This window comes from Streptomyces sp. SDT5-1 (genome assembly GCF_052245995.1).
Classification (GTDB): domain Bacteria; phylum Actinomycetota; class Actinomycetes; order Streptomycetales; family Streptomycetaceae; genus Streptomyces.
In genome coordinates this window covers 5,835,379-5,852,933 of record NZ_CM125963.1, presented here as the reverse complement: position 1 = coordinate 5,852,933, position 17,555 = coordinate 5,835,379, and the positions used below count along the sequence as shown (strand labels likewise).

General features: G+C 69.9%; 17 protein-coding genes and 5 tRNA genes. 7 read left to right on the top strand and 15 right to left on the bottom strand.

Annotation, left to right across the window (positions count from 1 at the left end; all coding sequences use genetic code 11):
* Positions 1 to 59: 59 nt before the first annotated feature.
* Both ACTWJ8_RS27085 and ACTWJ8_RS27080 read right to left on the bottom strand, forming a co-directional pair.
* The gene (locus tag ACTWJ8_RS27085) at positions 60 to 1,070 is read right to left on the bottom strand and encodes an NAD(P)H-dependent glycerol-3-phosphate dehydrogenase (RefSeq protein ID WP_356388911.1); all 1,011 of its coding nucleotides are present in this window, start codon (positions 1,068 to 1,070) and stop codon (positions 60 to 62) included.
* The gene (locus ACTWJ8_RS27080; protein ID WP_356388909.1) at positions 1,067 to 1,840 is read right to left on the bottom strand and encodes a lysophospholipid acyltransferase family protein; all 774 of its coding nucleotides are present in this window, start codon (positions 1,838 to 1,840) and stop codon (positions 1,067 to 1,069) included. Before ACTWJ8_RS27080 ends, ACTWJ8_RS27085 begins: the two co-directional genes overlap by 4 nt.
* A 122-nt stretch (positions 1,841 to 1,962) precedes the next feature.
* Between ACTWJ8_RS27080 and cofC the strand changes: the two genes are divergently transcribed.
* Positions 1,963 to 2,598, top strand: coding sequence for a 2-phospho-L-lactate guanylyltransferase (gene cofC / locus ACTWJ8_RS27075; RefSeq protein WP_443260488.1), 636 nt, complete (start codon positions 1,963 to 1,965; stop codon positions 2,596 to 2,598).
* A 13-nt stretch (positions 2,599 to 2,611) separates the two neighbouring features.
* Positions 2,612 to 2,815 carry a hypothetical protein gene (locus tag ACTWJ8_RS27070; RefSeq protein ID WP_443260487.1) on the top strand — a complete coding sequence of 68 codons (204 nt, stop codon included), beginning with the start codon at positions 2,612 to 2,614 and terminating at the stop codon, positions 2,813 to 2,815.
* Between the two features lie 124 nt (positions 2,816 to 2,939).
* On the opposite strand, the gene ACTWJ8_RS27065 is transcribed toward ACTWJ8_RS27070, so the two are convergent.
* The 4 genes from ACTWJ8_RS27065 to leuC all read right to left on the bottom strand — a co-directional run bounded on the left by ACTWJ8_RS27065 (position 2,940) and on the right by leuC (position 6,310).
* Complete coding sequence (locus tag ACTWJ8_RS27065; protein WP_443260486.1) at positions 2,940 to 3,626, bottom strand: HU family DNA-binding protein; 687 nt, start codon at positions 3,624 to 3,626, stop codon at positions 2,940 to 2,942.
* Positions 3,627 to 3,758: 132 nt separating this feature from the next.
* On the bottom strand, positions 3,759 to 3,998 hold the full coding sequence (locus tag ACTWJ8_RS27060; protein WP_266714505.1) for a hypothetical protein: 240 nt from the start codon (positions 3,996 to 3,998) through the stop codon (positions 3,759 to 3,761).
* Positions 3,999 to 4,285: 287 nt separating this feature from the next.
* Positions 4,286 to 4,879 carry a 3-isopropylmalate dehydratase small subunit gene (gene leuD / locus ACTWJ8_RS27055; RefSeq protein ID WP_356388901.1) on the bottom strand — a complete coding sequence of 198 codons (594 nt, stop codon included), beginning with the start codon at positions 4,877 to 4,879 and terminating at the stop codon, positions 4,286 to 4,288.
* A gap of 6 nt (positions 4,880 to 4,885) precedes the next feature.
* Positions 4,886 to 6,310: a 3-isopropylmalate dehydratase large subunit gene (gene leuC, locus ACTWJ8_RS27050; protein WP_443260485.1), complete on the bottom strand. Its 1,425-nt coding sequence runs from the start codon at positions 6,308 to 6,310 to the stop codon at positions 4,886 to 4,888.
* A gap of 189 nt (positions 6,311 to 6,499) precedes the next feature.
* On the opposite strand from leuC, the gene ndgR reads away from it, so the two are divergent.
* Positions 6,500 to 7,216: an IclR family transcriptional regulator NdgR gene (gene ndgR / locus ACTWJ8_RS27045; RefSeq protein ID WP_055552755.1), complete on the top strand. Its 717-nt coding sequence runs from the start codon at positions 6,500 to 6,502 to the stop codon at positions 7,214 to 7,216.
* Between the two features lie 149 nt (positions 7,217 to 7,365).
* Here the strand turns inward: ndgR and ACTWJ8_RS27040 are convergent.
* The 9 genes from ACTWJ8_RS27040 to ACTWJ8_RS27000 all read right to left on the bottom strand — a co-directional run bounded on the left by ACTWJ8_RS27040 (position 7,366) and on the right by ACTWJ8_RS27000 (position 11,319).
* Positions 7,366 to 7,438 (bottom strand) — tRNA-Glu (locus tag ACTWJ8_RS27040).
* A 21-nt stretch (positions 7,439 to 7,459) separates the two neighbouring features.
* Positions 7,460 to 7,531: transfer RNA gene (locus ACTWJ8_RS27035), tRNA-Gln, on the bottom strand.
* 37 nt (positions 7,532 to 7,568) lie between these two features.
* A tRNA-Glu gene (locus ACTWJ8_RS27030) sits at positions 7,569 to 7,641 on the bottom strand.
* Positions 7,642 to 7,703: 62 nt separating this feature from the next.
* Positions 7,704 to 7,776, bottom strand: a tRNA-Glu gene (locus ACTWJ8_RS27025).
* 42 nt (positions 7,777 to 7,818) lie between these two features.
* Positions 7,819 to 7,890: transfer RNA gene (locus ACTWJ8_RS27020), tRNA-Gln, on the bottom strand.
* An 89-nt stretch (positions 7,891 to 7,979) separates the two neighbouring features.
* Positions 7,980 to 8,711, bottom strand: coding sequence for an HAD family hydrolase (locus ACTWJ8_RS27015; RefSeq protein WP_356388897.1), 732 nt, complete (start codon positions 8,709 to 8,711; stop codon positions 7,980 to 7,982).
* Between the two features lie 73 nt (positions 8,712 to 8,784).
* Complete coding sequence (gene gltX / locus ACTWJ8_RS27010; RefSeq protein ID WP_356388895.1) at positions 8,785 to 10,269, bottom strand: glutamate--tRNA ligase; 1,485 nt, start codon at positions 10,267 to 10,269, stop codon at positions 8,785 to 8,787.
* Positions 10,253 to 11,038, bottom strand: a complete 786-nt coding sequence (locus ACTWJ8_RS27005) for a fumarylacetoacetate hydrolase family protein (protein WP_356388893.1) — start codon at positions 11,036 to 11,038, stop codon at positions 10,253 to 10,255. Before ACTWJ8_RS27005 ends, gltX begins: the two co-directional genes overlap by 17 nt.
* Positions 11,039 to 11,130: 92 nt before the next feature.
* Positions 11,131 to 11,319 (bottom strand): hypothetical protein, encoded by a 189-nt coding sequence (locus ACTWJ8_RS27000; protein ID WP_356388891.1) that lies wholly within the window; start codon positions 11,317 to 11,319, stop codon positions 11,131 to 11,133.
* Positions 11,320 to 11,882: 563 nt separating this feature from the next.
* Here ACTWJ8_RS27000 and ACTWJ8_RS26995 point away from each other — a divergent pair.
* From ACTWJ8_RS26995 to ACTWJ8_RS26980, 4 genes are all read left to right on the top strand, one after another.
* Positions 11,883 to 15,755 carry a nitrate- and nitrite sensing domain-containing protein gene (locus ACTWJ8_RS26995; protein ID WP_443260484.1) on the top strand — a complete coding sequence of 1,291 codons (3,873 nt, stop codon included), beginning with the start codon at positions 11,883 to 11,885 and terminating at the stop codon, positions 15,753 to 15,755.
* Between the two features lie 9 nt (positions 15,756 to 15,764).
* Positions 15,765 to 16,178: a roadblock/LC7 domain-containing protein gene (locus tag ACTWJ8_RS26990; RefSeq protein ID WP_306318913.1), complete on the top strand. Its 414-nt coding sequence runs from the start codon at positions 15,765 to 15,767 to the stop codon at positions 16,176 to 16,178.
* Between the two features lie 170 nt (positions 16,179 to 16,348).
* The gene (locus tag ACTWJ8_RS26985) at positions 16,349 to 16,759 is read left to right on the top strand and encodes a DUF742 domain-containing protein (RefSeq protein ID WP_356388887.1); all 411 of its coding nucleotides are present in this window, start codon (positions 16,349 to 16,351) and stop codon (positions 16,757 to 16,759) included.
* The gene (locus ACTWJ8_RS26980; protein WP_356388885.1) at positions 16,740 to 17,327 is read left to right on the top strand and encodes a GTP-binding protein; all 588 of its coding nucleotides are present in this window, start codon (positions 16,740 to 16,742) and stop codon (positions 17,325 to 17,327) included. The genes ACTWJ8_RS26985 and ACTWJ8_RS26980 overlap by 20 nt, the downstream gene beginning before the upstream one ends.
* The last annotated feature ends 228 nt before the right edge of the window (positions 17,328 to 17,555 follow it).

Here is a 17,555-nt window from a genome sequence, read left to right as displayed (position 1 = left end):
GCGTACCTGCTGGTAGGACGAGAGTCAGCGCCCGCAGAGCCGCGTGGTGCCGCCGTCGCTCAGCGTCGCTCGGGCTTGGCGGAGCGCGACATGAGCTCCTTCACCGCGACGACCGGGGACTTGCCCTCGTGGACGATCGCGACGACGGTCTCCGTGATGGGCATGTCGACGCCGTGCCTGCGCGCCAGATCGAGCACGGACTCGCAGGACTTGACGCCCTCCGCGGTCTGCTTGGTGACCGCGATCGTCTCCTCGAGGGTCATGCCCTTGCCGAGGTTCGTGCCGAACGTGTGGTTGCGCGACAGCGGCGACGAGCAGGTGGCCACCAGGTCCCCGAGGCCCGCGAGCCCGGAGAACGTCAGCGGGTCCGCGCCCATGGCGAGGCCGAGCCGGGTCGTCTCGGCGAGCCCGCGCGTGATGAGCGAGCCCTTCGTGTTGTCGCCGAGCCCCATGCCGTCCGCGATGCCGACGGCGAGCCCGATGACGTTCTTGACGGCGCCGCCGAGCTCGCAGCCGATCACGTCGGTGTTCGTGTACGGCCTGAAGTACGGGGTGTGGCTGGCGACTTGGAGGCGCTGGGCGACGGCCTCGTCGCGGCAGGCGACGACCGCGGCGGCGGGCTGCCGGGCGGCGATCTCGCGCGCCAGGTTGGGCCCGGTGACGATCGCGATGCGGTCCTCGCCGACCTTCGTGACGTCCTCGACGACCTCGCTCATGCGCATCGCCGAGCCGAGCTCGACGCCCTTCATGAGCGAGACGAGGACGGTGTCGGGGGCGAGCAGCGGCGCCCATTCCGCCAGGTTCCCGCGCAGCGTCTGCGAGGGCACGGCGAGCACCGTGAAGTCGGCGCCGGCGGCGGCCTCGGCCGGGTCCGTGGTGGCCCGCACGTTCTCGGGGAGCTCCACGCCGGGCAGGTAATCGGGGTTGGTCCGCGTGGAGTTGACGGCGTCGGCGAGCTCGGCACGGCGGGCCCAGAGGGTGACGTCGCAGCCCGCGTCCGCGAGCACCATCGCGAAGGCGGTGCCCCAGGAGCCGGTGCCGAAGACGGCGGCCTTCACGGGTCGGGTCACTTGCTGCTCTCCTCGGTCGGCGCCGAACTCTTCTTGGCCGCCTGCGACTTGCGGCGCTGCTCGATGCGCGCCTCCCGGGGGTCGTAGCGCTTCGCGGGGGCCTTCTCGCCGCGCAGCTCCTCCACCTCGGCGGTGATCGCGGCCATGATGACCTCGGTCGCCTCCTTGAGCAGCTCGGGCGTGATCTCCCGGTCGTAGAACGCGGAGAGGTCGACGGGTTCGCCCGCGAGCACGTGGTGCGTCTTGCGCGGGAAGAAGTGCGGCTTCTTGGAGTACGGCGCGAGCGCGTCGGTGGCGCCCCACTGGCCGACCGGGATCACCGGGCACTTGGTCTGGAGCGCGACGCGGGCGACGCCGGTCTTGCCGGTCATCGGCCACAGTTGGGGATCGCGGGTGAGCGTGCCCTCCGGGTAGAAGGCGACGCACTCGCCGCGCTCCACGGCGTCGATCGCGGCACGGAAGGCGCTCAGCGCGTTCGTGGACTCGCGATAGACGGGAATCTGCCCGGTGCCGCGCATCGCGGCGCCGACGAACCCCTTCTTGAAGAGGCCGTGCTTGGCGAGGAAACGCGGGACCCGCCCCGTGTTGTACTGAAAGTGGGCGTAGAGGAACGGGTCGAGATGCGAATTGTGGTTGACCGCGGTGATAAAGCCTCCGTCGGCCGGAATGTTCTCCATTCCGCGCCAGTCCCGCTTGAACAGAACCACCAGCGGTGGTTTGCAGAGGACCGCGGCGAAGCGGTACCAGAAGCCGATTCTGCGGCGGGACACTCGGACACCTTCCTCTAAGGGGGTCTACGGGCGCACAAGTGTCGCCCCCGACCACCGGTCTGTCGAGAACACCGTACGCCCGCACCGAAGGACGCACCTCATGCACAGGTCACAATGGGCGCGTGCAGTGGACCCTGGTGATACCGCTGAAACCGCTGGTGCGGGCGAAGAGCAGGCTGGCCCCGACGGCGGGAGACGCCGTGCGCCCCGGCCTCGCCCTGGCGTTCGCCCAGGACACCGTGGCCGCCGCGGGGGCCTGTGCGGAGGTACGGGATGTGGTGGTCGTCACGGACGACGCCCGCGCCGGACGCGAACTGGCGGCCCTGGGCGCCCGTATCGTCCCCGACAGCCCGCAGGCGGGCCTCAACGCCGCTCTCGCCCACGGAGCGGCCGCCGTGCGCTCCGCCTGCCCGCAGGCCCCGGTGGCCGCCCTCAACGCCGATCTGCCGGCGCTGCGCCCCGCCGAATTGGCCCGCGTCCTGGCATCGGCCGCCGTATTTCCCCGCGCATTTCTGCCCGATGCCGCCGGAATCGGTACGACGTTGTTGTCGGCGGCCCCGGGGACGGAATTGCTTCCCGCATTCGGCGGGGCCTCGCGGGCCCGGCACACGGCGTCCGGTGCCGCGGAACTTCCCGGCGAGGGCGTCGACTCCGTGCGCCAGGACGTCGACACCGGCGATGACCTGCGGGCGGCGCTCGCCCTGGGGGTGGGCCCGCACACCGCGCGGGCCGCGGCGGGGCTGCTCATCCCCGACTGAGTACGCTTCACGTATGCAGGCCACCGCTTACACGTACGACTCCGAAACCCGCTCCGGCAGCGTCCTCCTGGACGACGGCACGCCGGTGTCCTTCGACGCCACCGCCTTCGACGCGGGCGGCCTGCGGCTGCTGCGTCCGGGGCAGCGGGTGCGGATCGAGGTGCGGGGCGAGGGCGACGAGCGGGAGATCACGCTGGTGACCCTCCAGACCTTCTGAGACGCGGCTTCCGACATGCCGCGGGGCCCGGCACCGGGCCCGTACACACACCGCGGGCCGGTCTCCCCGGAGGGAGCCCGGCCCGACGCGTGAGCAACCTTGTGGCGTACGCCCGAGAAGCGACTTACTTCTTGCGGGACGTGGCCTTCTTGGCGGTGGTCTTGCGCGCAGTCGACTTCTTGGCGGGCGCCTTCTTGGCCGTGGCCTTGGTGGCGGGCGCCGTCTTCTTCGCGGTGGCCTTCTTCGCCGGAGTCGCCTTCTTGGCGGTGGCCTTCTTGGCCGTGGCCTTCTTGGCGGTGGTGGCCTTCTTGGCCGGGGCCGCCTTCTTGGCCGTGGTGGTCTTCTTCGCCGTGGCCTTCTTGGCGGCGGTGGTCTTCTTCGCCGTCGTGGTCTTCTTCGCGGCGGTGGTCTTCTTCGTCGCGGCCTTCTTGGCGGTGGTCTTCTTGGCCGCCGCCTTCTTGACCGTCGCCGAAGCGCCGCCGCTCAGGCTGCCCTTGGGCGCCTTCTTGACCGCGACGTCGTTCTTCGGGAGCTTCTTCGACCCCGCGACGAGGTCCTTGAAGCCCTGGCCTGCGCGGAAGCGCGGCACCGAGGTCTTCTTGACCCGCACGCGCTCACCGGTCTGCGGGTTGCGGGCGTACCGGGCCGGACGGTCGACCTTCTCGAACGAACCGAAGCCCGTGACCGAGACACGGTCACCGCTGACCACGGAACGCACGATGGCGTCGAGAACGGCGTCGACGGCGTCAGCGGCCTGCTGACGGCCGCCCACCTTGTCGGCAATGGCTTCTACAAGCTGCGCCTTGTTCACGTCTTCCCCTTCGGAGACATTGCCGGAACGAATCTCTTTCGGACCGGCTTTTTCGCACGTTAGGCAGATATATACCGCAAATCAAACGCGAAACGGGCTAATCACCCTTGTGCCGCAACGAACTGGGCTGTCTCAGAGTTCCTCTTCAGTGATGGAGCCCTCTTCGAAGTCGTCGAGGTCCGCCATGAATCGCTCCAGACGCCTTGCCGCACCGGCGAGATCGTGTTTGGCCGCGGCCGTCACGGCCAGCAGCTTCCGGGTCAGCGCCATCCGTACGCCCTCCGGGACTTGCAGTGTGCGCACTCTTGCGTGCGCTTCCTTGAGTTGGTCCGCGACCGCCGCGTACAGCTGGAGTTGGCCGTCGTGTTCCATGCACAGATTGTGCCATCTGGGGCGAGTTGTCGCCTCCGCAGGGTGCAACTCCCGCCTCGCAGGCCCCTTCTGGAGCCCCGCTCGGCACGCTCGCCCCGAGCCGCACCGCAACACGCGTACCCCTGGAACACCCCTGGTAATCAAGGGAGTTGACACGACTCCCGGGCCCCCCGCCGCGGGCTCCTGAAGGGGTTCGGGGCCGAACACAGAAGTACCCCCAACCGGTGCACGATTGGGGGTACGGGGCCCTGTGGAAGTGGCCTGAATAAGCCTTGCCGGGCTACGACTCAGACCTGGACCGTCTGCGGCTTGAAGGACGGGCGCTTCGCCTCGTAGGCGGCGATGTCCTCCTCGTTCCGCAGCGTGATGCTGATGTCGTCGAGGCCGTTCAGCAGCCGCCAGCGGGAGTTCTCGTCGAGCTCGAAGGACGCGGTGACGCCCTCGGCGCGAACTTCGCGCTCCTGGAGGTCGACCGTGATCTCGGCCTGCGGGTCCTTCTCCACCAGCTCCCACAGCTGGTCCACGACCTTCTGGTCCAGAACCACGGTCAGCAGACCGTTCTTGAGGGAGTTGCCGCGGAAGATGTCCGCGAAGCGGGAGGAGATGACGGCCTTGAAGCCGTAGTTCTGGAGCGCCCAGACGGCGTGCTCACGGGAGGAGCCGGTGCCGAAGTCGGGTCCTGCCACCAGAACGGTGGCGCCCTCGCGCTCCGGCTGGTTGAGCACGAACTCGGAGTCCTTGCGCCAGGCCTCGAAGAGCCCGTCCTCGAACCCGTCCCGCGTCACCTTCTTGAGCCAGTGGGCGGGGATGATCTGGTCGGTGTCGACGTTGCTGCGGCGCAGCGGGACGGCCCGGCCGGTGTGGGTGGTGAAAGCTTCCATGACTGATCAGACTCCAGCGGCGACAGGGGCGTCGGACAGGTCGGCGGGCGAGGCCAGGTGGCCCAGGACGGCGGTCGCGGCGGCCACCTGGGGCGAGACCAGGTGGGTGCGGCCGCCCTTGCCCTGCCGGCCCTCGAAGTTGCGGTTGGAGGTGGACGCGGAGCGCTCGCCGGGAGCGAGTTGGTCCGGGTTCATGCCCAGGCACATCGAGCAGCCCGCGTACCGCCACTCGGCGCCGGCCTCCTTGAAGACCTTGTCCAGGCCCTCCTCGACGGCCTGAAGGCCCACCCGCGCGGAGCCGGGGACGACCAGCATCCGTACGCCGTCGGCGACTTTGCGGCCCTTGAGGATGTCCGCGACGGCACGCAGGTCCTCCATGCGGCCGTTGGTGCACGAGCCTACGAAGACGGTGTCGACCTTGATCTCGCGCAGCGGCTGCCCGGCGGTCAACCCCATGTACTCCAGGGCCTTTTCGGCGGCGTAGCGCTCCGAAGCGTCTTCGTACGAAGCCGGGTCGGGGACGTTCGCCGAAAGCGGCGCGCCCTGGCCGGGGTTGGTGCCCCAGGTGACGAACGGCGCCAGCTCGTCGGCCTTGATGAAGACCTCGGCGTCGAAGACCGCGTCGTCGTCCGTCCTCAGCGTCTTCCAGTACTCGACCGCGGCGTCCCACTCCGCGCCCTTCGGGGCGTGCGGACGGCCCTCCAGGTACGCGAACGTGGTCTCGTCGGGGGCGACCATGCCCGCGCGGGCACCGGCCTCGATGGACATGTTGCAGATGGTCATCCGCGCTTCCATCGACAGCTTCTCGATGGCCGAGCCGCGGTACTCCAGGATGTAGCCCTGGCCGCCGCCGGTGCCGATCTTCGCGATGATGGCGAGGATCAGGTCCTTGGCGGTGACGCCCTCGGGCAGCTCCCCGTCGACCGTGATCGCCATCGTCTTCGGGCGGGCCATCGGCAGCGTCTGCGTAGCCAGCACGTGCTCGACCTGCGAGGTGCCGATGCCGAACGCCAGACCGCCGAACGCGCCGTGCGTCGAGGTGTGCGAGTCGCCGCAGACGACGGTGGTGCCCGGCTGCGTCAGGCCCAGCTGCGGGCCGACCACGTGCACGACGCCCTGCTCGACGTCGCCCAGGGAGTGCAGGCGGACGCCGAACTCCGCGGCGTTCTTGCGCAGCGTCTCCAGCTGCACGCGCGAGACCGGGTCGGCGATCGGCTTGTCGATGTCGAGGGTCGGGGTGTTGTGGTCCTCGGTGGCGATGGTGAGGTCGGTGCGCCGCACCTTGCGACCGCTCTTGCGCAGGCCGTCGAAGGCCTGCGGGCTGGTCACCTCGTGCAGCAGGTGCAGATCGATGAAGAGGAGGTCGGGCTCGCCCTCGGCGCGCCGGACGACGTGGTCGTCCCAGACCTTCTCCGCGAGTGTCCTACCCATCGCTTTCCCTCCGACCGGCTTGAGGTGCGCCGGCCCAACTAGAGATTTCGGATCGCCGTCGCCCGTACCCCTCGTACCGGACGCCGACTGCCGGGCCCGCTGGTCCACGGGCCGGTGTGACGTCCAGAGTGGCAAGTTCCACGGAAAATTGAACTTGCGTTTCACAGAGTGAGACGGGAGTATCGACGCATGGACAACAGTAGCGGCGTCGGCGTTCTGGACAAGGCAGCCCTTGTCCTGGGCGCCCTGGAGTCCGGACCCGCGACCCTCGCAGGCCTTGTCGCGGCCACCGGACTGGCAAGACCCACAGCGCACCGCCTGGCGGTGGCCCTGGAGCACCACCGCATGGTGGCGCGCGACATGCAGGGCCGTTTCATTCTCGGCCCGCGCCTCGCGGAACTCGCGGCGGCGGCCGGCGAGGACCGTCTCCTCGCGACGGCGGGCCCCGTGCTCACGCACCTGCGGGACGTCACGGGCGAGAGCGCCCAGCTCTACCGCCGCCAGGGCGACATGCGCATCTGCGTCGCCGCGGCGGAGCGGCTCTCCGGCCTGCGGGACACGGTCCCGGTGGGCTCCACGCTCACGATGAAGGCCGGCTCGTCCGCGCAGATCCTGATGGCCTGGGAGGAGCCCGAGCGGCTGCACAGGGGCCTCCAGGGCGCCCGCTTCACGGCGACCGCCCTTTCGGGCGTACGGCGCCGCGGCTGGGCCCAGTCGATCGGCGAGCGGGAGCCGGGCGTCGCGTCCGTCTCCGCGCCCGTACGCGGTCCCTCGAACCGTGTCGTGGCCGCCGTATCGGTCTCCGGGCCGATCGAGCGCCTCACGCGCCACCCGGGCCGGATGCACGCCCAGGCCGTCATCGACGCCGCGGGCCGCCTCTCCGAGGCCCTGCGCCGCACCGGTTGATCCGGTTGCCTCAACTCCCCTTACGTCTCCTGCCCGTTCCCGGCCGGTCGCTCCAACGCCGCAGCGACCGGCCGGAGTTGTACGCGCGACCTGTCCCGGTGCACGAAAAAGACCCTTCCCGACTTCGGGAAGGGTCTTGATCGTTCGCGTACCCCCGACCGGATTCGAACCGGCGCTACCGCCTTGAGAGGGCGGCGTGCTAGGCCGCTACACAACGGGGGCCTGACCACTTGCGTGATCGAGCTGGTCTACCAGGACTCGAACCTAGAATGACGGTACCAGAAACCGTAGTGTTGCCAATTACACCATAGACCACTGAAGTTCAAGGCCTTGCGACCTGCGACTCCATGCGTACCCCCGACCGGATTCGAACCGGCGCTACCGCCTTGAGAGGGCGGCGTGCTAGGCCGCTACACAACGGGGGCCCTAGCGATCCTGCATCAGAGTCGGTGGGAGCTACCCGAGCCGTCCCCGCGGGAAGGATCTGTACCCCCGACCGGATTCGAACCGGCGCTACCGCCTTGAGAGGGCGGCGTGCTAGGCCGCTACACAACGGGGGCATTGTGGACGCCATGTCCACGAGTGCAGATGAGCTCTGCGAGCTGGCCTACCAGGACTCGAACCTAGACTAACGGAACCAGAAACCGTCGTGCTGCCAATTACACCATAGGCCACCGAAACGCAACCCCCGGGGGGATCTTGCTTGGCTTGCGCTTCCGGGTCCCGGGCTTTTCGGCCCGCTCCCCTTGGCGCAGAAAGAACATTACCTGAAGGTGGACTGCGCTCCAAAACGGGTATCCCCCGCCAGCAGCGCGGGCAGTTGCCCGAGCCCCGTGATGCGTACGAGTTCGGGCCTGCCGCCCAGTTCGGCGCGGTCGAGCCAGATTCCGCTCAGGCCCGCGTCGACCGCTCCGCGGGCGTCCGTGTCGGGCTGGTCGCCCACGTACGCGACCTCGTGCGGCTCCAGCGCGAGCTCCTCGCAGACGGCGTGGAACGCGGCCGCCTCCGGCTTGGCGACGCCCAGTTCCGCGGCGCACAGGACGGCCTCGAAACGGTCCCGTACGCCCAGGGCGCGCAGCTTGCGGTCCTGGTTGTGCAGCGACGAGTTGGACAGCACGGCGTGCCGGTACCCGTCGGCCAGGGCGTCCAGCGCGGGCACGGTGTCGGGGAACAGCTTCCACGCGGCCTCGTAGCGGGCGAGGTACCGGGCGAACCAGGCATCCGCCTCCTCGTCCGCCATCGCGCGCCCCACGAAGCTGCGCACGCGATCCCTGCGCTGCCCCTCCCAGTCGGCCTCCCCCGCCTCGAACCGCGCCCAGTGCTCCCGCGTGGCCGCCCGCCACCGCACCAGCGCCTCCTCGACACCCCCGAACCCGTCGAGCAGCCCCTCCACGGCAAGGTGCTCGCGCATGCCGACGGTGTCGGCGGTGGCGTAGTCGAAGATCGTGTCGTCGATGTCCCAGACGATGGCCTTGATCGGGGTGCTGTGCGGCATGGTTCGACCGTAATGGCGAAAGACCCGGAAGCGAGGGGCTTCCGGGTCTTTCTGGGGGACTACGCGCGCGTGGTTACGCGGTGAGCTTGGTCAGGGCCGCGTCGATGCGGGCGAAGGTCTTGTCCTTGCCCAGGATCTCGAGGGACTCGAAGAGCGGGAGGCCGATGGTGCGGCCCGTGACGGCCACGCGGACCGGGGCCTGGGCCTTGCCGAGCTTGAGGCCGTGCGCTTCGCCGGCGGCGAGGACCGCGTCCTTCAGGGAGTCCGGGGAGCTCCAGTCGGCCGCGTCGAGCTTCTCACGGGCCGTACGCAGGAGCGCGTCGGAGCCCTCCTTCATGGCCTTGTTCCAGCTCGCCTCGTCGAAGACCGGCTCCGGGAGGAAGAGGAAGTCCACGTTGTCCGTGATCTCGGAGAGGACCTTGAGGCGGGTCTGGGCGTGCGGCGCGATGGCCGCCCACTTCGCCTCGTCGAAGTCCTCGGGGGCCCACGGGGCGAACGGGGCCTTCAGCCACGGCTCGCAGCGCGCCGCGAACTCCTTCGGGTCGAGCAGGCGGATGTGGTCGCCGTTGATCGACTCGCACTTCTTGAGGTCGAAGCGGGCCGGGTTCGGCTGCACGTCCTTGACGTCGAACGCCGCCACCATCTCGTCGATGGAGAAGATGTCGCGGTCGGCGGAGAGGGACCAGCCGAGCAGCGAGAGGTAGTTGAGCAGGCCCTCGGGGAGGAAGCCGCGCTCGCGGTAGAGGTTGAGGGAGCTCTGCGGGTCGCGCTTGCTGAGCTTCTTGTTGCCCTCGCCCATCACGTACGGCAGGTGGCCGAACTCCGGCACCAGCTTGGCGATGCCCAGCTCCTGGAGCGCCCAGTAGAGGGCGATCTGGCGCGGGGTGGAGGAGAGCAGGTCCTCGCCGCGCAGGACGTGGGTGATCTCCATCAGGGCGTCGTCGACCGGGTTGACGAGCGTGTAGAGCGGGGCGCCGTTGGCGCGCACGATGCCGTAGTCCGGCACGTTCTCCGGCTCGTACGAGATCTCGCCGCGGACCAGGTCGTTGAACGTGATCTTCGTGTCGGGCATCCGGAAGCGGACGATCGGCTTGCGGCCCTCCGCCTCGTAGGCGGCCTTCTGCTCGGCGGTCAGGTCGCGGCAGTGGCCGTCGTAGCCGGACGGCTTGCCGGCGGCGCGGGCGGCCTCGCGGCGCTCGTCCAGCTCCTCGGTGGAGCAGTAGCAGGGGTACGCCTTGCCGGCCGCGACGAGCTTGTCGGCGACGTCCTTGTAGATGTCCATCCGCTGGGACTGCCGGTACGGGGCGTGCGGGCCGCCGACCTCGGGGCCCTCGTCCCAGTCGAAGCCGAGCCAGCGCATCGCGTCGAGGAGCTGCTCGTACGACTCCTCGCTGTCGCGGGCCGCGTCGGTGTCCTCGATGCGGAAGACCAGGGTGCCCTGGTTGTGGCGCGCGAAGGCCCAGTTGAACAGGGCGGTGCGGACCAGGCCCACGTGGGGGTTACCGGTGGGCGAGGGGCAGAAACGGACGCGTACGGGTGCGCTAGCCACGCTTGACAACCTTGTTGGTGAGAGTGCCGATGCCTTCGATGCTGACGGCGACCTCGTCGCCGACGGCGAGCGGGCCTACCCCTTCGGGGGTGCCCGTGAGGATGACGTCGCCGGGGAGCAGCGTCATGGCCTCGGAGATGTTGACGACCAGGTCCTCGATGGACGTGATCATCTGGGACGTACGACCCAGCTGGCGCTGCTGGCCGTTGACCGTGCACTGGATGGTGAGGTCGGAGGCCTGCTCCAGGGTGAGGTCGGTCTCCACCCAGGGGCCGAGCGGGCAGGAGGTGTCGAAGCCCTTGGCCCGCGCCCACTGCTTCTCGCGCTTCTGGACGTCGCGGGCGGTCACGTCGTTGGCGGCGGTGTAGCCGAAGACGACGTCCTTGACGCGCTCGCGCGGGACCTCGCGGCACATCCGGCCGATGACCACGGCGAGCTCCGCCTCGTGGTGCAGCTCCTGCGAGAAGGCCGGGTACTGGATCTCGGCGTCCGGGCCGATCACCGACGTCGAGGGCTTGAAGAAGGCGAAGGGGGCGTCCGGTACCTCGTTGCCCAGCTCCTTCGCGTGCTCCGCGTAGTTGCGGCCGAAGGCGATCACCTTGTTCGGGAGCACCGGGGGCAGCAGCCGGACCTTGTTGAGCGGGACCTTGGTGCCGCTCAGTTCGTAGTCCGCGAACGGGATGCCCTTGATGATGTCGAGGACGAGCTCGTCAGGCTTGTCGCCTTCGACCGCGCCGAAGGCGACGTTCCCGTCGATGGAGAATCTGGCGATGCGCACGGTTTGCTGCGCCCCTTTTTTCTGGCGTTGACCCGGGTGGGATGTGACAGAGCCAGGCTAACGCGGTGGGGCTGCCGCCGTGCTGCGGGCCGTTACGCCGCGGGGGCGGTCTCCGGCGCCTCCATGAGGATGGTGCGCTTCGGGTTGGCCGTGTTCGTGGGGAGGGTCGCCGAGTGCTCCGGGACGGCGGGCGCGGCCTGGATCTCCTCGGCGTCCGCGAGGTGCGCGAGCGTGGTGCGCCGCGGGTTGGCAATGTTCTGGAACATCATCGTCTTCGTCATGACTGTGCTCGGGAACCTTCTCCGTAGTCCGATGGGCCATCCCTGTAAAGCGTCAGGCTAAACATCTGATTCCCGTCGAAAGCCGGGAAGTTGTGATCGTCCGCGTGTGAGTTTGCTCACGAGCTGTCACGCAAAACCGACTTTCTGGACTGTCGATCACCGCGCACGAAACGGACATTGCATAGCTGAAGCCGCTATTCCGCTCCCGATCATGGCGTCTGGGACACCCCCCAGGCGTACGCGGAAAGTCCCGTAATGAGCGGCTTGGAGCGGGTCGCGTCCGACGTCTCGTGACTCTCCTCTTACGCCGTGTCACACAGGGTGCAGCCGGAACCTCGGGCCTTGTTGGAGATCCTGCACTGTGCTGGAATCGCGTGGACCGCCGCGGGTACAGAACCGGCGCGCACGGGCGCAACGCAGCGCCGAGCAGCGGCGGAACAGGGGGAACCAGCGCCGGTCACTCACGACCACAGGGGGACGTTTCAGGTCGTCCCCCGAACGACGCCGACACCGCCTTGTCCGCGCACGCGGGCGGGGCGCCTGGTCCAGAGGTTGCGACGCTAGTGCAGGGACGTAAGAACAGGGATGGCAGCGCTGCGGCGGAGCCGGAGCCGCGCGGCGGGACCGGCCCGACGGCGGGCGGCGTCCGGCCCCCGCACGCCCAGAACCCGGGACGCACCGCGTCCGTCGAGACCTCGGAGGCCGACGGCCAGGGCGGCCCTTCGGGCGCTGCCGCGCCGTCGTCGGCGAAGCCCAAGGGGCCCACGGGTCCCGGTTCCCGGATGGCGCTGCGCAACTGGCGCATTTCGACGCGCCTCGTCTCGCTGCTCGCGCTCCCCGTGGTCGCGGCGACCTCGCTCGGCGCGCTCCGTATCGCCGAGTCCCTGAACGACATCCAGCAGCTCGACAACATGAAGCTGCTGACCGAGATGACCAAGCAGGCCACCGAGCTGGCGTCTGCGCTCCAGGAGGAGCGCGACCAGGCCGCGGGCCCGCTCTCGAACGGCGGCTCGACGAGCGACTTCAACGTGAAGTCGACGCGCGAGAAGACCGACCGCGCGCAGGACACGTTCCTTCAGAGCACCACGGACATCAAGGCGGACGGCGAGGCCGGCAGTCTCAACGGTGTGCGCGAGCACGCGGTGCAGATCGCCAGCGAGCTGATCAACCTCAGCAAGATCCGGCAGGCCGCGTACGACGACAAGTCGAACTCGTCGCAGACCGTCGACTCGTACAGCCGCATCATCGATGAGCTGCTCTCCCTGTCGACCGACATGGCGCAGGCCACCAGCAGCCCCGAGATGATCCAGCGCACGCGCGCCCTTGCCGCGTTCTCCTCCGCCAAGGAGTACGCGTCGGAGCAGCGCGCCATCATCGCCGCCGCCCTGCCGCCGAACAGCGCCCGGTTCGGCCGGCTCTCGGAGACCGACCGGCAGTACGGTCTGGCCGCCGCCGAGAACCAGAAGTCGCAGATCCAGTCGTTCAAGGCCGTCTACGGCGCCGTGCCCGCCCAGGAGCTGTTGAAGCCGATCGAGGAGAACAACTCCACGATCAAGGCCGCGGACACGTACGCGAACCGCGTGCTCCAGAAGTCCGACGGGATCAAGTCCCAGGACAAGCGCTCGTACAAGGACTGGATCGACGCGGACACCACGCGCATCCAGGAAATGTCCAAGATCGAGCTGACGCTGCTCAACCAGATGGAACAGCAGGCCCGTGAGCTGCGGAACGCGTCCGAGCGTTCGGCGATCATCAACGGTGCGCTGATCCTGCTCGTGCTCGGCGTCTCGCTCGTCGGCGCGTTCGTCGTGGCCCGGTCCATGATCCGCTCGCTGCGCCGGCTCCAGGACACGGCCACCAAGGTCGCCCAGGACCGCCTGCCCGAGCTGGTCAAGGAGCTCTCCGAGTCGGACCCGCAGGACGTGGACACGTCCGTGGAGTCGGTCGGTGTGCACTCGCGCGACGAGATCGGCAAGGTGGCCGCGGCCTTCGACGACGTGCACCGCGAGGCGGTCCGCCTCGCCGCCGAGCAGGCCCTCCTGCGGGGCAACGTCAACGCGATGTTCACCAACCTCTCGCGCCGTTCGCAGGGCCTCATCCAGCGCCAGCTGTCGCTCATCTCCGAGCTCGAGTCCCGCGAGGCCGACCCGGACCAGCTGTCGTCGCTGTTCAAGCTCGACCACCTCGCCACGCGTATGCGTCGTAACGGTGAGAACCTGCTCGTTCTCGCGGGTGAGGAGCCCGGCCGTCGCTGGACGCGGCCCGTGCCGCTGGTCGACGTGCTGCGTGCCGCCGCGTCCGAGGTGGAGCAGTACGAGCGTATTGAGCTGGCCGCCGTGCCCGCCACGGATGTCGCGGGTCGTGTCGTCAACGACCTCGTGCACCTGCTCGCCGAGCTGCTCGAGAACGCGACCTCGTTCTCCTCGCCGCAGACCAAGGTGAAGGTGACCGGTCACGCGCTGCCCGACGGGCGTGTGCTGATCGAGATCCACGACACCGGCATCGGCCTCTCCCCCGAGGACCTCGCGGCGATCAACGAGCGGCTCGCGTCGCCGCCCACCGTGGACGTGTCGGTGTCCCGCCGCATGGGTCTGTTCGTGGTCGGTCGTCTGTCGCAGCGGCACGGCATCCGCATCCAGCTCCGCCCGTCCGACTCCGGTGGTACGACCGCGCTGGTCATGCTCCCCGTGGACGTCGCCCAGGGCGGCAAGAAGCCGTCCGGCAAGGGTGGTCCGGGCGGTGCCGGTGGTCCGGCCGCCGCGCAGGCCGCCGCCGGTGTGGCCGCCGCGCGTCGTGGCCAGACTCCGGGGAACGCGGGTGGCGCCGCCGGTCGGCTCGCCGCCGGTTCCGGTGGTCCGGGTGCCGGTCGCCCGCAGGTCGGTGCCGGTGCGTCCGGGCCGCGTGCGGCGCTGCCGGGTCGTGGTGGCCCGCAGGGTCCGGCGGCTCCCGGTGCGCAGGGCGGCCCTGGTGCCGGTGGCCCCGGTGCTCCCGGCGGCCCGTCCGCTCCCGACATGTTCGGCAACGCGCAGGCTCCGGGCGGCCCCGTGCCGCCGCAGCAGCGCACCCACAGCGACCCGAACGAGCAGCAGGGCCGGCGCCCGGTGCTGCCCCCGCGCGGCGGTCCGCGCGCCGAGCTGCCGGGCGGCACCCCGCAGCCGCGCACGCCGAGCTGGGGCGACGAGAACGCGCAGCCGAACCTGGACGCTCCGCGCGGTCACGACGAGCCGGACTCCACGGCCCGCTTCCCGCGCGTCCGCGACGACCGTCAGGGCCCGCGCCACGGCGGCCGCGGCCCCGCGCAGGACTCCGGTCAGTTCGTCCGCTCCGACGTGTTCGGTCCGCGCGACGGCGAGGCGTCCGGGGCGAACGGTTTCCGGGACAGCGGTCTCACGGACCGTCAGAACCCGTCCGCCGGTGGGCAGTTCGAGCAGCCGCACGGCGACCCGTCGACGGCCGGGCTGCCGCAGCGGCCGCAGGACCCGGGTACCGCGCAGTTCCCGCGCGTCGAGGACCCGTCCTCGACCGGCCGGTTCGCGCAGCCGCAGGGCCCGCAGGACACCGGCGCCTTCCAGCGCCCGCAGGACCCGTCCGGCACGGGCCAGTACGCGGTGCCGTCGCAGGGCGGCGACCCGTCGAGCACGGCGCAGTTCCCGCCGGTCCCGAACGCGGGCCGGAGCACAGTGCCGAACGCGGGCCAGAACGCGGGGCAGAACACCGGCCAGTACACGCAGCCGCAGGGCCGTTCGGTCGGTGGCCAGTTCGAGTTCACGCCGCCGAAGCCGCCGCAGCGCAACGGCGCCCAGGACCAGGGCATCCCGGAGCAGCCCTCGCAGCAGGACATCCTGCCGCCGGGCGACGCGTCGGGCGGTGACGGGCGCACGCCGCTGTACGACACGCTGGAGACGAACTGGTTCCACGGGCAGAACGGCCGTGGCCAGGGGCAGAACCAGGGTCAGGGCCAGGACAGGAACGGCCAGGCGCAGCACGGACAGAGCCAGAACGGTCAGGCCCAGCACGGTCAGGCAGGGAACCAGGCTCCGCAGTCGCCCGGTGACCGCCCCGAGCAGGGTGGCCTTCCGCAGCGTCCGCAGCCGCAGGCTCCCGCCGCGGCCCCCGCACGTCCCGCCGCCTCCCCCGACCCGTCCGAGGTCAACTGGCGGCAGTCGCCGAACGACGACCTGATGCGTCAGGCCGAGCGGGTGCGCAAGCCGGCCGCCGGTGGTGTGACCCACTCCGGCCTGCCGCGTCGTGTGCCGAGGGCGAACTTGGTGGCGGGCACGGCCCAGGAGCAGCAGACTCAGACCGGTCCTCAGGTCTCGCGCGCACCGGACGAGGTGCGCGGTCGGCTGACCAATCTCCGTCGGGGCATCCAGCAGGGGCGGCAGGCCGGCAGCACCGGCAGCTACCCCCGCCCCACTCACCAGCAGGAGCGTTAGTTGAGCCAGATGAGCCAGGCGGCACAGAACCTGAACTGGTTGATCACGAACTTCGTGGACAACACACCGGGTGTCTCGCACACGGTCGTGGTGTCCGCGGACGGGCTGCTGCTCGCGATGTCCGAGGGGTTCCCGCGCGACCGCGCGGACCAGCTGGCGGCCGTGGCGTCGGGGCTCACCTCGCTCACGGCCGGCGCGTCCCGGATCTTCGAGGGCGGCCCGGTGAATCAGACGGTCGTGGAGATGGAGCGCGGCTTTCTCTTCATCATGTCCATCTCGGACGGCTCGTCGCTCGCCGTGCTCGCGCACCCCGACTGCGACATCGGCCTCGTCGGCTACGAGATGGCGCTGATGGTCGACCGGGCGGGCTCCGTGCTCACCCCCGACCTGCGCGCAGAGCTCCAGGGCAGCCTGTTGCACTGAGGCGGGTAACGGCCGGTAACCCCGGCCGCCCCCGCAGTCTGCTGCATGAGCAGCCCCGGAATCCAGTCAGCGCACGCAATCCGCACACCCGTTGTTCCGCCGTCACAATCCCCCCACCGGCCCACCCTCAGACGGCAGGCCCCACCCTTGTCGTCCCGCCCGGAGGATCCATGACCCCGCCCACCGACGCACACGACCCGTACGGCGCCACCGCCCACGCCGCGTACGGTCCCGAGGGCGACCAGCCCCTGGTCCGCCCGTACGCGATGACCGGTGGCAGGACCCGTCCGCGCTACCAGCTCGCGATCGAGGCGCTGGTGAGCACGACAGCGGACCCCGCGGCCCTGATGACGCTGCTGCCGGAGCACCAGCGCATCTGCCACCTGTGCCGTGAGGTGAAGTCGGTGGCCGAGGTCTCGGCGCTGCTCTCGATGCCGCTGGGCGTGGCCCGGATCCTCGTCGCGGACCTGGCCGAGGCCGGGCTCGTCGCGATTCACCAGCCGGGCGGCGACGAGGCCAACGGTGGCGCGCCGGACGTGACTCTGCTCGAAAGGGTGCTCAGTGGACTTCGCAAGCTCTGACGGCTCCGTGGGAACCGCCCGCGCGACCACCTCGGCGAAGATCGTGGTGGCGGGCGGCTTCGGCGTCGGCAAGACGACGTTCGTGGGCGCCGTCTCCGAGATCAACCCGCTGCGCACCGAGGCGGTCATGACCTCGGCGAGCGCCGGGATCGACGATCTGACGCACACCGGGGACAAGACGACGACCACCGTCGCCATGGACTTCGGCCGCATCACGCTCGACGACGACCTGATCCTGTACCTGTTCGGTACGCCGGGCCAGGACCGCTTCTGGTTCATGTGGGACGACCTGGTGCGCGGCGCGATCGGCGCCGTGGTGCTCGTGGACACGCGCCGGCTCGCGGACTGCTTCCCGGCGGTGGACTACTTCGAGAACTCCGGGCTGCCGTTCGTCATCGCCCTCAACGGCTTCGACGGGCACCAGCCGTACACGCCCGAAGAGGTCCGCGAGGCGCTCCAGATCGGCCCGGACACCCCGATCATCACCACGGACGCCCGGCACCGCGCCGACGCGAAGAGTGGCTTGATCACGCTCGTCGAGCACGCGCTCATGGCCCGCCTGAAGTAGCCCGCCTGCCAGAAACGGTCGGATCTCGGTCACCAAGTGGCCAGATCCGTACGGCAGTTGTCGTAGCCCGTTCGGCGCCCTCTGTGGCCTTTGACACGCCGGGCCGTGCTGTTCATAACGTTTCGAAAGAGAATTCCCAGGGCACCGACACACGTCGCGCACACCCGGTTCCGCTGTGCTCACAAGAGCCCCGCCTTTTGGCGGGGCTCGCTCTTTATGACCGTTTTA